This window comes from Buttiauxella gaviniae (assembly GCF_040786275.1).
Taxonomy (GTDB): domain Bacteria; phylum Pseudomonadota; class Gammaproteobacteria; order Enterobacterales; family Enterobacteriaceae; genus Buttiauxella; species Buttiauxella gaviniae_A.
In genome coordinates, this window is the sequence record NZ_JBFMVT010000002.1 from 2,133,688 (window position 1) to 2,150,297 (window position 16,610).

General features: G+C 49.3%; 11 protein-coding genes, 4 tRNA genes and 2 rRNA genes. 16 read left to right on the top strand and 1 reads right to left on the bottom strand.

What is annotated here, in order from left to right; genetic code table 11:
• Positions 1 to 137: 137 nt before the first annotated feature.
• The 4 genes from AB1E22_RS10590 to birA all read left to right on the top strand — a co-directional run bounded on the left by AB1E22_RS10590 (position 138) and on the right by birA (position 5,408).
• Positions 138 to 3,045: ribosomal RNA gene (locus AB1E22_RS10590) — 23S ribosomal RNA — on the top strand.
• 109 nt (positions 3,046 to 3,154) lie between these two features.
• A 5S ribosomal RNA gene (rrf, locus tag AB1E22_RS10595) occupies positions 3,155 to 3,270 on the top strand.
• Positions 3,271 to 3,420: 150 nt separating this feature from the next.
• Positions 3,421 to 4,449, top strand: coding sequence for a UDP-N-acetylmuramate dehydrogenase (murB, locus tag AB1E22_RS10600; protein ID WP_367595291.1), 1,029 nt, complete (start codon positions 3,421 to 3,423; stop codon positions 4,447 to 4,449).
• Positions 4,446 to 5,408, top strand: a complete 963-nt coding sequence (birA, locus tag AB1E22_RS10605) for a bifunctional biotin--[acetyl-CoA-carboxylase] ligase/biotin operon repressor BirA (RefSeq protein WP_367595292.1) — start codon at positions 4,446 to 4,448, stop codon at positions 5,406 to 5,408. The genes murB and birA overlap by 4 nt, the downstream gene beginning before the upstream one ends.
• A 31-nt stretch (positions 5,409 to 5,439) precedes the next feature.
• On the opposite strand, the gene coaA is transcribed toward birA, so the two are convergent.
• Positions 5,440 to 6,390 (bottom strand): type I pantothenate kinase, encoded by a 951-nt coding sequence (coaA, locus tag AB1E22_RS10610; protein ID WP_367595293.1) that lies wholly within the window; start codon positions 6,388 to 6,390, stop codon positions 5,440 to 5,442.
• Positions 6,391 to 6,801: 411 nt separating this feature from the next.
• Here coaA and AB1E22_RS10615 point away from each other — a divergent pair.
• From AB1E22_RS10615 to rpoB, 12 genes are all read left to right on the top strand, one after another.
• A tRNA-Thr gene (locus tag AB1E22_RS10615) sits at positions 6,802 to 6,877 on the top strand.
• A gap of 10 nt (positions 6,878 to 6,887) precedes the next feature.
• Positions 6,888 to 6,972 (top strand) — tRNA-Tyr (locus tag AB1E22_RS10620).
• A gap of 117 nt (positions 6,973 to 7,089) precedes the next feature.
• A tRNA-Gly gene (locus AB1E22_RS10625) sits at positions 7,090 to 7,164 on the top strand.
• A 5-nt stretch (positions 7,165 to 7,169) separates the two neighbouring features.
• A tRNA-Thr gene (locus tag AB1E22_RS10630) sits at positions 7,170 to 7,245 on the top strand.
• A 111-nt stretch (positions 7,246 to 7,356) separates the two neighbouring features.
• Complete coding sequence (gene tuf / locus AB1E22_RS10635; protein WP_367594800.1) at positions 7,357 to 8,541, top strand: elongation factor Tu; 1,185 nt, start codon at positions 7,357 to 7,359, stop codon at positions 8,539 to 8,541.
• Between the two features lie 234 nt (positions 8,542 to 8,775).
• Positions 8,776 to 9,159: a preprotein translocase subunit SecE gene (secE, locus tag AB1E22_RS10640; RefSeq protein WP_367595294.1), complete on the top strand. Its 384-nt coding sequence runs from the start codon at positions 8,776 to 8,778 to the stop codon at positions 9,157 to 9,159.
• A gap of 1 nt (position 9,160) precedes the next feature.
• A complete protein-coding gene (gene nusG / locus AB1E22_RS10645; RefSeq protein ID WP_002438628.1) occupies positions 9,161 to 9,706 on the top strand; it encodes a transcription termination/antitermination protein NusG in 546 nt (181 codons plus the stop codon).
• Positions 9,707 to 9,865: 159 nt separating this feature from the next.
• Positions 9,866 to 10,294: a 50S ribosomal protein L11 gene (gene rplK / locus AB1E22_RS10650; RefSeq protein ID WP_064541401.1), complete on the top strand. Its 429-nt coding sequence runs from the start codon at positions 9,866 to 9,868 to the stop codon at positions 10,292 to 10,294.
• A gap of 3 nt (positions 10,295 to 10,297) precedes the next feature.
• The gene (rplA, locus tag AB1E22_RS10655; RefSeq protein WP_367595295.1) at positions 10,298 to 11,002 is read left to right on the top strand and encodes a 50S ribosomal protein L1; all 705 of its coding nucleotides are present in this window, start codon (positions 10,298 to 10,300) and stop codon (positions 11,000 to 11,002) included.
• Positions 11,003 to 11,297: 295 nt separating this feature from the next.
• The gene (gene rplJ / locus AB1E22_RS10660) at positions 11,298 to 11,795 is read left to right on the top strand and encodes a 50S ribosomal protein L10 (protein WP_034461803.1); all 498 of its coding nucleotides are present in this window, start codon (positions 11,298 to 11,300) and stop codon (positions 11,793 to 11,795) included.
• 66 nt (positions 11,796 to 11,861) lie between these two features.
• The gene (gene rplL, locus AB1E22_RS10665; protein WP_183273243.1) at positions 11,862 to 12,227 is read left to right on the top strand and encodes a 50S ribosomal protein L7/L12; all 366 of its coding nucleotides are present in this window, start codon (positions 11,862 to 11,864) and stop codon (positions 12,225 to 12,227) included.
• A gap of 324 nt (positions 12,228 to 12,551) precedes the next feature.
• Positions 12,552 to 16,580, top strand: a complete 4,029-nt coding sequence (rpoB, locus tag AB1E22_RS10670) for a DNA-directed RNA polymerase subunit beta (protein WP_367595296.1) — start codon at positions 12,552 to 12,554, stop codon at positions 16,578 to 16,580.
• The last annotated feature ends 30 nt before the right edge of the window (positions 16,581 to 16,610 follow it).

Genomic DNA, 16,610 nt, shown 5'->3' on the forward strand with positions numbered 1-16,610 from the left:
AAAAATCCGGAACAAGCTGAAAATTGAAACGACACACTGTTTCCTTTCTCCGTAATAAGAAAGGAAGTGAGGTGTGTTCGAGTCTCTCAAATTTTCACGACACCGATTGTGTCTCACGAGACACCTTCGGGTTGTGAGGTTAAGCGACTAAGCGTACACGGTGGATGCCCTGGCAGTCAGAGGCGATGAAGGACGTGCTAATCTGCGATAAGCGTCGGTAAGGTGATATGAACCGTTATAACCGACGATTTCCGAATGGGGAAACCCAGTGTGATTCGTCACACTATCGTTAAGTGAATACATAGCTTAACGAAGCGAACCGGGGGAACTGAAACATCTAAGTACCCCGAGGAAAAGAAATCAACCGAGATTCCCCCAGTAGCGGCGAGCGAACGGGGAGCAGCCCAGAGTCTGAATCAGTTTGTGTATTAGTGGAAGCGTCTGGAAAGTCGCAGGGTACAGGGTGATACTCCCGTACACAAAAATACACCTTCTGTGAACTCGAAGAGTAGGGCGGGACACGTGGTATCCTGTCTGAATATGGGGGGACCATCCTCCAAGGCTAAATACTCCTGACTGACCGATAGTGAACCAGTACCGTGAGGGAAAGGCGAAAAGAACCCCGGCGAGGGGAGTGAAACAGAACCTGAAACCGTGTACGTACAAGCAGTGGGAGCCTCTTTATGGGGTGACTGCGTACCTTTTGTATAATGGGTCAGCGACTTATATTCTGTAGCAAGGTTAACCGTATAGGGGAGCCGCAGGGAAACCGAGTCTTAACTGGGCGTTAAGTTGCAGGGTATAGACCCGAAACCCGGTGATCTAGCCATGGGCAGGTTGAAGGTTGGGTAACACTAACTGGAGGACCGAACCGACTAATGTTGAAAAATTAGCGGATGACTTGTGGCTGGGGGTGAAAGGCCAATCAAACCGGGAGATAGCTGGTTCTCCCCGAAAGCTATTTAGGTAGCGCCTCGTGAACTCATCTTCGGGGGTAGAGCACTGTTTCGGCTAGGGGGCCATCCCGGCTTACCAACCCGATGCAAACTACGAATACCGAAGAATGTTATCACGGGAGACACACGGCGGGTGCTAACGTCCGTCGTGAAGAGGGAAACAACCCAGACCGCCAGCTAAGGTCCCAAAGTCATGGTTAAGTGGGAAACGATGTGGGAAGGCACAGACAGCCAGGATGTTGGCTTAGAAGCAGCCATCATTTAAAGAAAGCGTAATAGCTCACTGGTCGAGTCGGCCTGCGCGGAAGATGTAACGGGGCTAAACCATGCACCGAAGCTGCGGCAGCGACACTTAGGTGTTGTTGGGTAGGGGAGCGTTCTGTAAGCCGTCGAAGGTGGCCTGTGAGGGCTGCTGGAGGTATCAGAAGTGCGAATGCTGACATAAGTAACGATAAAGCGGGTGAAAAGCCCGCTCGCCGGAAGACCAAGGGTTCCTGTCCAACGTTAATCGGGGCAGGGTGAGTCGACCCCTAAGGCGAGGCCGAAAGGCGTAGTCGATGGGAAACAGGTTAATATTCCTGTACTCGGTGTTACTGCGAAGGGGGGACGGAGAAGGCTATGTTGGCCGGGCGACGGTTGTCCCGGTTTAAGCATGTAGGCGGGAAGTTTAGGTAAATCCGGACTTCTGTATAACGCTGAGGTGTGACGACGAGGCACTACGGTGCTGAAGTGACAAATGCCCTGCTTCCAGGAAAAGCCTCTAAGCATCAGGTAACATCAAATCGTACCCCAAACCGACACAGGTGGTCAGGTAGAGAATACCAAGGCGCTTGAGAGAACTCGGGTGAAGGAACTAGGCAAAATGGTGCCGTAACTTCGGGAGAAGGCACGCTGTCGGTAAGTGAAACCCCTCGCGGGTGGAGCTGAAGGCAGTCGAAGATACCAGCTGGCTGCAACTGTTTATTAAAAACACAGCACTGTGCAAACACGAAAGTGGACGTATACGGTGTGACGCCTGCCCGGTGCCGGAAGGTTAATTGATGGGGTTAAGCGCAAGCTGAAGCTCTTGATCGAAGCCCCGGTAAACGGCGGCCGTAACTATAACGGTCCTAAGGTAGCGAAATTCCTTGTCGGGTAAGTTCCGACCTGCACGAATGGCGTAATGATGGCCAGGCTGTCTCCACCCGAGACTCAGTGAAATTGAAATCGCTGTGAAGATGCAGTGTACCCGCGGCAAGACGGAAAGACCCCGTGAACCTTTACTATAGCTTGACACTGAACACTGGTCCTTGATGTGTAGGATAGGTGGGAGGCTTTGAAGCGAGGACGCCAGTTCTTGTGGAGCCAACCTTGAAATACCACCCTTTAATGGCTGGTGTTCTAACGTAGACCCGTGATCCGGGTTGCGGACAGTGTCTGGTGGGTAGTTTGACTGGGGCGGTCTCCTCCTAAAGCGTAACGGAGGAGCACGAAGGTTAGCTAATCACGGTCGGACATCGTGAGGTTAGTGCAAAGGCATAAGCTAGCTTGACTGCGAGAGTGACGGCTCGAGCAGGTGCGAAAGCAGGTCTTAGTGATCCGGTGGTTCTGAATGGAAGGGCCATCGCTCAACGGATAAAAGGTACTCCGGGGATAACAGGCTGATACCGCCCAAGAGTTCATATCGACGGCGGTGTTTGGCACCTCGATGTCGGCTCATCACATCCTGGGGCTGAAGTAGGTCCCAAGGGTATGGCTGTTCGCCATTTAAAGTGGTACGCGAGCTGGGTTTAGAACGTCGTGAGACAGTTCGGTCCCTATCTGCCGTGGGCGCTGGAGAATTGAGGGGGGCTGCTCCTAGTACGAGAGGACCGGAGTGGACGCATCACTGGTGTTCGGGTTGTCATGCCAATGGCATTGCCCGGTAGCTAAATGCGGAAAAGATAAGCGCTGAAAGCATCTAAGCGCGAAACTTGCCCCGAGATGAGTTCTCCCTGAGCCTTTAAGGCTCCTGAAGGAACGTTGAAGACGACGACGTTGATAGGCTGGGTGTGTAAGCGTAGCGATACGTTGAGCTAACCAGTACTAATGATCCGTGAGGCTTAACCTTACAACACCGAAGGTGTTTTGGTGAGAGAGATTTGATTTTAATTTTCAGCTGAATTCCGGATTTAGATTAACGGTCACCCGGGAGGTGACGGTTAATGAAACAGAATATGCCTGGCGGCACTAGCGCGGTGGTCCCACCTGACCCCATGCCGAACTCAGAAGTGAAACGCCGTAGCGCCGATGGTAGTGTGGGGTCTCCCCATGCGAGAGTAGGGAACTGCCAGGCTCCAATCAAGTAAGAAGCCCTGCACTGACGTGCAGGGCTTTTTGCCGTCTGCGATTTATACGATCTCCTATGCATTAACCCCGCTACGCAAGCCAATCAACGCTATATAAGGTAAACTAACCGAGTTAAAACTCAGGAAAAATACCTAACATGAGCACTTCTCTTAAACCTTTCAATACTTTCGGTATTCAGGCTGACGCGTCACGAATTATCGTTGCTGAAACAGTGCAACAACTAACTAATGCCTGGAGTGAGACAGTCGCTGCAAACAAGCCAGTTTTGATCCTGGGAGAGGGAAGCAATGTTCTCTTTCTTGAAGACTATTCCGGGACTGTAATCATCAACCGCATTTTAGGAATAGAGATTACCGAAGATGCCGATGCCTGGCATCTGCATGTTGGGGCTGGGGAAAACTGGCATCAATTAGTTGAGTATACCTTGCAGAAAGATATGCCTGGGCTCGAAAACTTAGCATTAATTCCAGGTTGTGCGGGCTCCTCACCTATTCAGAACATTGGCGCTTACGGTGTTGAACTTAAAAGTGTCTGCCATTATGTGGATTGTGTAGATTTGCTGACGGGTGAAATGCATCGCCTCGATAATTCACAATGCCGCTTCGGCTATCGTGACAGTATCTTTAAGCATGAATATCAAAACCATTACGTAATAACCGCCGTTGGATTACGTTTGCCAAAACTATGGCAACCAGTATTAACCTATGGGGATTTAACTCGCCTTGATGTCGCGAATGTTACTCCGAAGGACGTCTTCAATGCTGTTTGCCACATGCGAACGACAAAACTTCCTGACCCACGCATCAACGGTAATGCAGGTAGCTTTTTTAAAAATCCGGTAGTTGCAGCGGATCAGGCGGCTGAGTTACTGTCAACATTCGCGACAATTCCTCATTATCCTCAACCAGATGGTTCAGTAAAACTAGCCGCAGGGTGGCTAATCGATCAGTGCCAATTAAAAGGTTATAACGTTGGAGGGGCTGCTGTTCATAAACAACAGGCTTTAGTGCTGATTAATGAAATGGATGCTTCCAGCCGGGACGTTGTGGATTTAGCTCATCATGTTCGTCAGTGCGTCGGTGAAAAATTCAATGTATGGCTGGAACCTGAGGTGCGTTTCATTGCGGCAAATGGCGAGGTTAGCGCAGTGGAGACTATTGCATGAAAGATAATAAAATCCCTCTAACGCTGATTCGTATTCTCTCTGACGGTGAGTTTCATTCTGGCGAGCAATTAGGTGAGCAGCTCGGTATGAGCCGCGCGGCAATAAATAAACATATTCAGACGCTACGAGATTGGGGGGTGGATGTTTTTACCGTCCCGGGGAAAGGATATAGCCTACCCGATCCTATCCAGCTACTTGATGAACAATTGATAAAGTCGCAGATTGAAACAGGTTCTGTTGCGGTTCTGCCGGTTATTGATTCTACTAATCAATATTTGCTCGACAGGCTTGAAACACTCCAATCTGGTGATGCCTGTATTGCTGAATATCAGCAGGCGGGTCGCGGGCGTCGAGGCCGACAATGGTTTTCACCGTTTGGCGCCAATCTCTACCTCTCTATGTACTGGCGACTTGAACAGGGGCCTGCGGCCGCTGTGGGTTTGAGCCTTGTTATTGGAATCGTTATGGCCGAAGTGCTACGTGAATTAGGTGCTGAAAAAGTCAGAGTCAAATGGCCAAATGATTTGTATCTCAACGATCGCAAGCTTGCGGGTATTCTGGTTGAGTTGACCGGTAAAACGGGTGATGCCGCTCAGATTGTTATCGGGGCAGGGATCAACCTGGCAATGCGTAATGTAGCGACAGATATGATTAATCAAGGGTGGATTAATCTTCAGGAAGCAGGAATTAATATTGATCGTAATGCGCTGGCTATCAGAATCATAAAAGAACTACGCAAAGCATTACACCTGTTTGAAGACGAAGGTTTAGCACCTTTCTTACCGCGTTGGGAATTGCTGGATAATTTTATTCACCGTCAGGTAAAGTTAATTATAGGTGATAAAGAAATTTACGGTATTTCTCGTGGGATCAACGAACAAGGTGGTCTGCTATTAGAGCAGGATGGCGTGATAAAACCTTGGGTCGGTGGAGAAATATCTCTACGCGGCGTTAATTAATAATAAAGGGGGATTTTTACCCCCCTTTATTTTATTTCCTGAGACGTACGCACTCAACTTCATGATTAGCACTTTTCGTCATAATCAGACTCGCGCGCTCTCTGGTTGGTAGGATATTTTCTTTTAAATTCAACCAGTTGATTTCTTTCCAAAGTTGCATTGCAATATTAACAGCTTCTTCTTCTGAAAGTTTTGCATAGCTGTGGAAATACGAATCAGGATCGGTAAATGCGCCCTCGCGGAACTTAAGGAACCGCTTGATATACCAGTCTTGCAGCAACTCTTCAGGTGCATCGACATAAATTGAAAAATCGACGAAATCCGACACAAATACATGATGAGGATCGTGTGGATAATCCATGCCGCTTTGCAAAACATTTAACCCTTCAAGAATTAAAATATCAGGCTGAGCTACTGTTTTATCACCTTCAGGAATCACATCATAAATAAGGTGAGAGTAAACCGGGGCAGTCACATTGGATGCACCTGATTTAATGTCTGACACAAACTTCACCAGACGGTGCATATCGTAGGATTGTGGGAATCCTTTTTTCTTCATCAGACCGCGTTCTTTCAACACTTTATTCGGATGCAAAAAACCATCAGTCGTAATCAACTCTACGCGACGGTGTTCAGGCCAGCGGCTAAGCAAGGCTTGTAATACGCGAGCTGTGGTACTTTTACCTACCGCGACACTTCCGGCAATACTGATGACGTACGGAATGCGTTGCCCATTGGTACCAAGAAATTGCTCTAAAACTGCCTGCCGACGCAGGTTTGAACTGATATAAAAGTTCATTAGACGCGAAAGCGGCAGATAAATTTCCGCCACTTCTTCTAAAGAGAGATCCTCATTTATACCTTTCAACCGCGCGATTTCACCTTCAGTCAGTGTCATCGGTACTGAGTCGCGCAGGGCTGCCCACTGGTTGCGGTTAAACTGCATATAAGGAGTCGTCAACATTTGCTCTTTATTACTCATAAGCATGCTTCTGCCTGTAATTCAGGACAAAAATGAACGTAGTACGCAGGCTGAGAAAAGGTTACTCATCTCAGGTAATCAAAGGCGTGCAACGTATCTTACTTTTCACAATGGGCAGGAGGGTAACACCAGATGGGTCATAATAATAAGAAAAAAAGATACCAGTGAAGCTTTCAGCCGAAAGTATCACATTATTGTGGTCCTCTATATATGGCGATTGGGCCACTTTTTATAGATCCCATTTTCGGTTGCCTACATTTTTCCTCCACTTGAAGTACAAAAAGCACGCTGAAAAGTTGATTAATCCACCAGTTTTACGAGTTATCGCGCAAAATGTAAGCGGTAGTGCATTTTCTTTAATTTTTTTGTTGCATCGCGGACCATGTCTTCCTAGAATGCGCGCTACTTGATGCCGACTTAGCTCAGTAGGTAGAGCAACTGACTTGTAATCAGTAGGTCACCAGTTCGATTCCGGTAGTCGGCACCATCAAGTGCTTGGTGGGGTTCCCGAGCGGCCAAAGGGAGCAGACTGTAAATCTGCCGTCATCGACTTCGAAGGTTCGAATCCTTCCCCCACCACCATTTTAGGCGACGCTATACGAAGCCAGAGGCGACGAGATCCAACGAGTCGACTCGAATACTGAGGAGCCTCTCCTCAGGTTCAATACAGAATACAAGCAGGTAGCCGAGTTCCAGGATGCGGGCATCGTATAATGGCTATTACCTCAGCCTTCCAAGCTGATGATGTGGGTTCGATTCCCACTGCCCGCTCCAGATGTGCTGATATAGCTCAGTTGGTAGAGCGCACCCTTGGTAAGGGTGAGGTCGGCAGTTCGAATCTGCCTATCAGCACCACTTCCTTTCTCCTCCCTGTTTCTCTTCTGTTAATGAATTCAACAAATTCAGGCTTTAGCCTGGTTGATGTGGTGATATCACCGATTTATCCGTGTCTTAGAGGGACAGTCGATGTCTAAAGAAAAATTTGAACGTACAAAACCGCACGTCAACGTCGGTACTATCGGCCACGTTGACCATGGTAAAACTACCCTGACTGCAGCAATCACTACCGTTCTGGCTAAAACCTACGGTGGTTCTGCTCGTGCATTCGACCAGATCGATAACGCGCCAGAAGAAAAAGCTCGTGGTATCACCATCAACACTTCCCACGTTGAATATGACACCCCGACTCGCCACTACGCGCACGTTGACTGCCCAGGGCACGCCGACTACGTTAAAAACATGATCACCGGTGCTGCTCAGATGGACGGCGCTATCCTGGTTGTTGCTGCGACTGATGGCCCGATGCCACAGACCCGTGAGCACATCCTGCTGGGTCGTCAGGTTGGCGTTCCTTTCATCATCGTGTTCCTGAACAAATGTGACATGGTTGATGACGAAGAGCTGCTGGAACTGGTTGAAATGGAAGTTCGTGAACTTCTGTCTCAGTACGACTTCCCGGGCGACGATACGCCAATCGTTCGTGGTTCAGCTCTGAAAGCGCTGGAAGGCGAAGCAGAGTGGGAAGCGAAAATCATCGAACTGGCAGGTCACCTGGATTCTTACATCCCTGAGCCAGAGCGTGCGATTGATAAGCCATTCCTGCTGCCAATCGAAGACGTATTCTCCATCTCCGGTCGTGGTACCGTTGTTACCGGTCGTGTAGAGCGCGGTATCGTTAAAGTTGGCGAAGAAGTTGAAATCGTTGGTATCAAAGATACAGCTAAATCAACCTGTACTGGCGTTGAAATGTTCCGCAAACTGCTGGACGAAGGCCGTGCTGGTGAGAACGTAGGTGTTCTGCTGCGTGGTATCAAACGTGAAGAAATCGAACGTGGTCAGGTACTGGCTAAGCCGGGCTCAATCAAACCACACACCAAGTTCGAATCTGAAGTTTATATCCTGTCCAAAGATGAAGGCGGCCGTCATACTCCGTTCTTCAAAGGCTACCGTCCACAGTTCTACTTCCGTACAACTGACGTGACTGGCACCATCGAACTGCCAGAAGGCGTAGAGATGGTAATGCCGGGCGACAACATCCAGATGGTTGTTACCCTGATCCACCCAATCGCGATGGACGACGGTCTGCGTTTCGCAATCCGTGAAGGCGGCCGTACTGTAGGTGCGGGCGTTGTTGCTAAAGTTATCGCTTAATCGCTGATAACATTTGACGCAACGCGCAAGAAAAGGGCATCATTTGATGCCCTTTTTGTACGCTCTCTATCCAGAACCTGGCTCATCAGTGATTTTTTACTCATAATCATTGCTGAGACAGGCTCTGAAGATGGCGTTATACCGAATAGTGCCTGAGAAGAGCCATTCGGTTTGGTTTTGCCTCGCATATGCGGGGCAAAAATGTTTGTCTGAATTATTGTGACGGGTTGGTTTATGAGTGCGAATACCGAAGCTCAAGGAAGCGGGCGCGGCCTGGAAGCGATGAAATGGCTGGCAGTTGCTGCTCTGCTTATTGTGGCGATCGTGGGCAACTACATTTATCGAGATGTGACTCTGCCTCTGCGTGCCCTGGCAGTGGTTGTTCTGATTGCTGCGGCGGGTGGTGTCGCGCTGCTAACGACGAAAGGCAAAGCTACTGTTGCTTTTGCGCGTGAAGCGAGAACCGAAGTTCGTAAAGTGATTTGGCCGACTCGCCAGGAGACTTTACACACCACCTTAATCGTGGCGGCTGTTACAGCTGTAATGTCACTGATTTTGTGGGGGTTGGATGGTATTCTTGTCCGCCTGGTTTCTTTTATTACTGGCCTGAGGTTCTAAGATGTCTGAAGCCCCTAAAAAGCGCTGGTACGTCGTTCAGGCGTTTTCCGGTTTTGAAGGCCGCGTAGCAACATCGCTGCGTGAGCATATCAAATTGCATAACATGGAAGAGTTGTTTGGTGAAGTCATGGTTCCGACCGAAGAAGTGGTCGAAATCCGTGGTGGCCAGCGTCGCAAAAGCGAACGTAAATTCTTCCCGGGCTATGTTCTGGTCCAGATGGTTATGAACGACGCGAGCTGGCACCTTGTGCGCAGTGTTCCGCGTGTGATGGGTTTCATCGGCGGTACTTCTGACCGTCCTGCGCCAATCAGCGACAAAGAAGTTGATGCGATTATGAACCGCCTGCAGCAGGTTGGTGATAAGCCGCGTCCGAAAACGCTGTTTGAGCCAGGCGAGATGGTTCGCGTTAGCGATGGTCCATTTGCTGACTTTAACGGTGTAGTTGAAGAAGTAGATTACGAAAAGAGCCGCCTGAAGGTTTCTGTATCTATCTTTGGTCGTGCTACACCGGTTGAGCTGGATTTTGCTCAGGTAGAGAAAGCCTAATAATTAGCTTGTAAAAGCAGCGATTATTCGTTGCACAAGGCGCGAGATTGAACTACAATTTCGCGCCTTTTGTTTTTATGCGTCATGTACGCATAAAACGATTTATTCACGGGGAGCCTTCATTGTGTAAGGCGTTATAACCCACTAGAGGAAATTAAGATGGCTAAGAAAGTACAAGCCTACGTCAAGCTGCAAGTTGCAGCTGGTATGGCGAACCCAAGTCCACCAGTTGGTCCAGCTCTGGGTCAGCAGGGTGTTAACATCATGGAATTCTGTAAAGCGTTCAACGCAAAAACTGATTCCATGGAGAAAGGTCTGCCAATTCCGGTTGTAATTACCGTTTACGCTGACCGTTCTTTCACTTTCGTTACTAAAACTCCACCGGCTGCTGTTCTGTTGAAGAAAGCTGCAGGTATCAAGTCTGGTTCCGGTAAGCCGAACAAAGACAAAGTGGGTAAAGTGACCCGTGCTCAGGTGCGTGAAATCGCAGAAACCAAAGCTGCGGACATGACTGGTTCTGACGTTGAAGCGATGACTCGCTCCATCGAAGGTACTGCTCGTTCCATGGGCCTGGTAGTGGAGGATTAAGAAATGGCTAAACTGACCAAGCGCATGCGCGTGATCCGTGACAAAGTTGATGCAACTAAACAGTATGACATCAACGAAGCCGTTGCTCTGCTGAAAGAGCTGGCCACTGCTAAATTCGTAGAAAGCGTTGACGTTGCTGTAAACCTCGGCATCGACGCTCGTAAATCTGACCAGAACGTACGTGGTGCAACTGTACTGCCGCACGGTACTGGCCGTTCAGTTCGCGTAGCCGTATTTGCTCAAGGCCCTAACGCTGAAGCAGCTAAAGCTGCTGGCGCTGAGCTGGTAGGTATGGAAGATCTGGCTGACCAGATCAAAAAAGGCGAAATGAACTTTGACGTTGTTATCGCATCTCCAGATGCAATGCGCGTTGTTGGCCAGCTGGGCCAGGTTCTGGGTCCACGTGGCCTGATGCCTAACCCGAAAGTTGGTACTGTAACTCCTAACGTTGCTGAAGCTGTTAAGAACGCTAAAGCTGGCCAGGTTCGTTACCGTAACGACAAAAACGGCATCATTCACACCACCATCGGTAAAGTGGATTTTGACACTGACAAACTGAAAGAAAACCTGGAAGCTCTGCTGGTTGCGCTGAAAAAAGCTAAACCAACTCAAGCTAAAGGCGTTTTCATTAAGAAAGTTAGCCTGTCTACCACTATGGGTGCAGGTGTTGCGATCGACCAGTCTGGTCTGAACGCGGTGGCGAACTAATAATCGCTGCTTTACGCGGGCGTTAGATTGGTCTAAAATCTTACGCCCGTTGCCTTGCTATGTGGGGCACACAGAATTTTCGGTTGGAGCCTGGCCTTATCCAGGCCTCCGTCCAAGACCGCAGGAGTTTCGCAAGAAACTTAATTCCCTGCGTAGACGGTGACAGAACCTGAAGAATATTTTTGATAGTCTTTGGCTTGTTTCTGCTCACCGTATGTCGACGTTCATTATCGTTTTGGTAATGAATGAAGTGAGTTCCGGGGGAAACCCCGGCTAATATCCAGGAGCAAAGCTAATGGCTTTAAATCTTCAAGACAAACAAGCGATTGTTGCTGAAGTCAGCGAAGTAGCCAAAGGTGCGCTGTCTGCGGTTGTTGCGGATTCCCGTGGCGTTACCGTAGGTAAAATGACTGAACTGCGTAAAGCAGGTCGTGAAGCTGGCGTTTACATGCGTGTTGTTCGTAACACCCTGCTGCGCCGCGTAGTTGAAGGTACTCAGTTCGAGTGCCTGAAAGACACGTTTGTTGGTCCAACCTTGATTGCATATTCTATGGAACACCCGGGCGCTGCTGCTCGTCTGTTCAAAGAATTCGCTAAAGCGAATGCAAAATTCGAGGTTAAAGCTGCAGCCTTTGAAGGTGAGCTGATCCCGGCGGCCCAGATCGATCGCCTGGCAACTCTGCCAACTTACGAAGAAGCAATCGCACGCCTGATGGCAACCATGAAAGAAGCCTCTGCAGGCAAATTGGTTCGCACTCTGGCTGCTGTACGCGATCAGAAAGAAGCTGCTTAATAGCGCTTTTCTTTCTAACGCATTTGCTTACGTATAAACTTATTCTGATTTTCAGGAACAATTGTTATGTCTATCACTAAAGATCAAATCATTGAAGCAGTTGCAGCTATGTCTGTAATGGATGTTGTTGAACTGATTTCTGCAATGGAAGAAAAATTCGGCGTTTCTGCTGCTGCCGCTGTAGCTGTTGCTGCTGGCCCAGCTGAAGCTGTTGAAGAAAAAACTGAGTTCGACGTTATTCTGAAAGCTGCTGGCGCTAACAAAGTTGCCGTTATCAAAGCAGTACGTAGCGCAACTGGCCTGGGCTTGAAAGAAGCTAAAGACCTGGTTGAATCCGCTCCAGCTGCGCTGAAAGAAGGCGTGAGCAAAGATGACGCAGAAGCTCTGAAAAAATCTCTGGAAGAAGCTGGCGCTGAAGTTGAAGTTAAATAAGCCAACCTTTCCGGTTGCAGCCTGAGAAATTAGGCTGATGGCTGGTGACTTTTTAGTCACCAGCCTTTTTGCGCTGTAGGGTACCAGTAGCATTTCACACTGTTTGACTGCTGGTTTCCTTTCAATGTTTGTCTCTATCGACGCCTTAATATACTGCGACTTTCTACATCGGGAGTTCCGGGGTAAAGCGTAGCGAAATGGTTTAAGAGTGATAGAAACAGGTATTGCGGAAAGTGTTCCACTTTCCGGTCCACAAAATAGTGTTGCATAAACTGTCCCCTTGTCGGGCAGATGGGTCGACTTGTCAGCGAGCTGAGGAACCCTATGGTTTACTCCTATACCGAGAAAAAACGTATTCGTAAGGATTTTGGAAAACGTCCACAAGTTCTGGACATTCCTTATCTCCTTTCTATCCAGCTTGACTCGTTCCAGAAGTTCATCGAGCAAGATCCTGAAGGGCAGTACGGTCTGGAAGCAGCCTTCCGTTCCGTGTTCCCAATCCAGAGCTACAGTGGCAATTCAGAACTGCAGTACGTCAGCTATCGTCTTGGCGAACCCGTTTTTGATGTCAAAGAGTGTCAGATCCGTGGCGTGACGTATTCTGCTCCGCTGCGTGTAAAACTGCGCCTGGTGATCTACGAACGTGAAGCGCCGGAAGGCACCGTTAAAGATATTAAAGAACAAGAAGTTTACATGGGTGAAATTCCACTCATGACAGATAACGGCACCTTCGTTATCAACGGTACTGAGCGTGTTATCGTTTCTCAGTTACACCGTAGCCCAGGTGTGTTCTTTGATAGTGACAAAGGTAAAACCCACTCTTCAGGGAAGGTACTGTATAACGCACGTATCATTCCTTACCGTGGTTCCTGGCTGGATTTCGAATTCGACCCGAAAGACAACCTGTTCGTACGTATTGACCGTCGCCGCAAACTGCCAGCGACCATTATTCTGCGTGCATTGCAGTACACCACTGAGCAGATTCTCGATCTGTTCTTTGAGAAAGTTAATTTCGAAATCCGTGACAACAAGCTGCAAATGGAATTGGTGCCAGAACGCCTGCGTGGCGAAACTGCATCCTTTGACATCGAAGCTGACGGCAAAATCTATGTCGAAAAAGGCCGTCGTATTACTGCGCGCCATATTCGTCAGCTGGAAAAAGACGATATCAAGCTTATCGAAGTTCCGGTTGAATACATTGCTGGTAAAGTCGCGGCTAAAGACTACGTTGATGCATCAACTGGCGAATTGATTTGCCCGGCGAACATGGAACTGTCTTTGGATCTGTTGGCTAAACTGAGCCAGTGTGGTCATAAGCGTATCGAAACGCTGTTTACCAACGATCTGGATCACGGCGCATACATTTCTGAGACCATCCGTGTCGACCCAACCAACGATCGCCTGAGCGCGCTGGTTGAAATCTATCGCATGATGCGTCCTGGCGAGCCACCAACTCGCGAAGCGGCTGAAAACCTGTTCGAGAATCTGTTCTTCTCCGAAGACCGCTATGACTTGTCTGCGGTTGGTCGTATGAAGTTCAACCGTTCTCTGCTGCGTGATGAGATTGAAGGTTCAGGTATCCTGAGCAAAGACGACATCATCGAAGTTATGCGCAAGCTGATCGGTATCCGTAACGGCCAGGGCGAAGTGGATGATATCGACCACCTCGGCAACCGTCGTATCCGTTCCGTAGGCGAAATGGCGGAAAACCAATTCCGCGTTGGCTTGGTACGTGTAGAGCGTGCGGTGAAAGAGCGTCTGTCTCTGGGCGATCTCGATACCCTGATGCCTCAGGATATGATCAACGCCAAGCCTATTTCTGCTGCGGTTAAAGAGTTCTTCGGTTCCAGCCAGCTGTCTCAGTTTATGGACCAGAACAACCCGTTGTCTGAGATTACGCACAAGCGTCGTATCTCCGCACTCGGCCCGGGTGGTTTGACCCGTGAACGTGCAGGCTTCGAAGTACGTGACGTACACCCAACTCACTACGGTCGTGTATGTCCAATCGAAACACCTGAAGGTCCGAACATCGGTCTGATCAACTCCCTGTCTGTATATGCACAGACTAACGAATACGGTTTCTTAGAAACTCCGTATCGTCGCGTTGTTGACGGTGTTGTGACTGACGAGATTCATTACCTTTCTGCTATCGAAGAAGGTAACTACGTTATTGCCCAGGCGAACACCAACCTGGACGAAGAAGGCCGTTTCGTAGACGACCTGGTAACGTGCCGTAGCAAAGGCGAATCAAGCTTGTTCAGCAACGACCAGGTTGACTACATGGACGTTTCCACCCAACAGGTGGTTTCCGTCGGTGCGTCCCTGATCCCGTTCTTGGAACACGATGACGCCAACCGTGCATTGATGGGTGCGAACATGCAACGTCAGGCCGTTCCAACTCTGCGTGCTGATAAGCCGTTAGTTGGTACTGGTATGGAACGTGCTGTTGCCGTTGACTCAGGTGTTACTGCGGTTGCTAAACGTGGCGGTACTGTTCAGTACGTGGATGCTTCTCGTATCGTTATCAAAGTTAACGAAGACGAAATGCTGGCTGGTGAAGCAGGCATCGACATCTACAACCTGACCAAATACACCCGTTCTAACCAGAACACCTGTATCAACCAGATGCCTTGTGTGTCTCTGGGTGAGCCAGTTGAACGTGGCGATGTGTTGGCAGACGGTCCGTCTACCGACCTCGGTGAGCTGGCGCTTGGCCAGAACATGCGCGTAGCGTTCATGCCGTGGAACGGTTACAACTTCGAAGACTCCATCCTCGTATCCGAGCGTGTTGTTCAGGAAGATCGTTTCACAACTATTCACATCCAGGAACTGGCATGTGTGTCTCGTGACACCAAGTTGGGGCCTGAAGAGATCACTGCCGATATCCCGAACGTAGGTGAAGCGGCTCTCTCCAAACTGGATGAATCCGGTATCGTTTATATCGGTGCTGAAGTGACCGGTGGTGACATTCTGGTTGGTAAGGTAACGCCTAAAGGTGAAACCCAACTGACGCCAGAAGAAAAACTGCTGCGTGCAATCTTCGGTGAGAAAGCGTCTGACGTTAAAGACTCTTCTCTGCGCGTACCAAACGGCGTTTCCGGTACCGTTATCGATGTGCAGGTCTTTACCCGCGATGGCGTGGAAAAAGACAAGCGCGCGCTGGAAATCGAAGAGATGCAGCTGAAGCAGGCTAAGAAAGACCTGACTGAAGAACTGCAGATCTTTGAAGCTGGTCTGTTTGCTCGTATCCATGCTGTGCTGGTTGCTGGCGGCGTTGAAGCTGAGAAGCTCGACAAATTGCCACGCGATCGCTGGTTGGAACTGGGTCTGACTGACGAAGAGAAGCAAAACCAGCTGGAACAGCTGGCAGAGCAGTACGACGAGCTGAAGCACGAGTTTGAGAAGAAACTTGAAGCTAAGCGCCGCAAAATCACTCAGGGCGATGATCTGGCACCAGGCGTGCTGAAAATCGTTAAAGTGTATCTGGCCGTTAAACGTCAGATCCAACCTGGTGACAAGATGGCAGGTCGTCACGGGAACAAAGGTGTTATCTCCAAGATCAACCCGATCGAAGATATGCCTTACGATGAAAACGGCACGCCGGTAGACATCGTACTGAACCCGCTGGGCGTACCATCTCGTATGAACATCGGTCAGATTCTGGAAACCCACCTGGGTATGGCTGCGAAAGGCATTGGCGAGAAAATCAACGCCATGCTGAAAAAGCAGGAAGAAGTTTCCAAGCTGCGCGAATTTATCCAGAAAGCGTATGACCTGGGTTCAGATGTTCGTCAGAAAGTTGACCTGAACACCTTCAGCGATGATGAAGTTCTGCGTCTGGCTGAGAACCTGAAAAAAGGTATGCCGATTGCTACTCCGGTATTCGACGGTGCAAAAGAGTCGGAAATCAAAGAGCTGTTGAAACTGGGTGACCTGCCGACTTCCGGTCAGATTACACTGTTCGATGGCCGTAGCGGTGAGCAGTTTGAGCGTCCAGTAACCGTAGGTTACATGTACATGCTGAAACTGAACCACTTGGTTGATGACAAAATGCACGCGCGTTCTACCGGTTCTTACAGCCTCGTTACTCAGCAGCCGCTGGGTGGTAAGGCTCAGTTCGGTGGTCAGCGCTTCGGTGAGATGGAAGTGTGGGCGCTGGAAGCATATGGCGCTGCCTATACTCTGCAGGAAATGCTGACTGTTAAGTCTGATGACGTTAATGGCCGTACCAAGATGTATAAAAACATCGTGGATGGTAACCATCAGATGGAACCAGGCATGCCGGAATCCTTCAACGTATTGTTGAAAGAGATCCGTTCGCTGGGTATCAACATCGAGCTGGAAGACGAGTAATCGTTGCTCAAAAGGTCCAGGGTGCCCGGC

Coding starts and splice junctions, on each gene's coding strand:
- tuf (WP_367594800.1), top strand. CDS start 7,357: ATGTCTAAAGAAAAATTTGAACGTACAAAACCGCACGTCAACGTCGGT.
- murB (WP_367595291.1), top strand. CDS start 3,421: ATGAGCACTTCTCTTAAACCTTTCAATACTTTCGGTATTCAGGCTGAC.
- rplJ (WP_034461803.1), top strand. CDS start 11,298: ATGGCTTTAAATCTTCAAGACAAACAAGCGATTGTTGCTGAAGTCAGC.
- nusG (WP_002438628.1), top strand. CDS start 9,161: ATGTCTGAAGCCCCTAAAAAGCGCTGGTACGTCGTTCAGGCGTTTTCC.
- rpoB (WP_367595296.1), top strand. CDS start 12,552: ATGGTTTACTCCTATACCGAGAAAAAACGTATTCGTAAGGATTTTGGA.
- coaA (WP_367595293.1), bottom strand. CDS start 6,390: ATGAGTAATAAAGAGCAAATGTTGACGACTCCTTATATGCAGTTTAAC.
- rplA (WP_367595295.1), top strand. CDS start 10,298: ATGGCTAAACTGACCAAGCGCATGCGCGTGATCCGTGACAAAGTTGAT.
- secE (WP_367595294.1), top strand. CDS start 8,776: ATGAGTGCGAATACCGAAGCTCAAGGAAGCGGGCGCGGCCTGGAAGCG.
- rplK (WP_064541401.1), top strand. CDS start 9,866: ATGGCTAAGAAAGTACAAGCCTACGTCAAGCTGCAAGTTGCAGCTGGT.
- rplL (WP_183273243.1), top strand. CDS start 11,862: ATGTCTATCACTAAAGATCAAATCATTGAAGCAGTTGCAGCTATGTCT.
- birA (WP_367595292.1), top strand. CDS start 4,446: ATGAAAGATAATAAAATCCCTCTAACGCTGATTCGTATTCTCTCTGAC.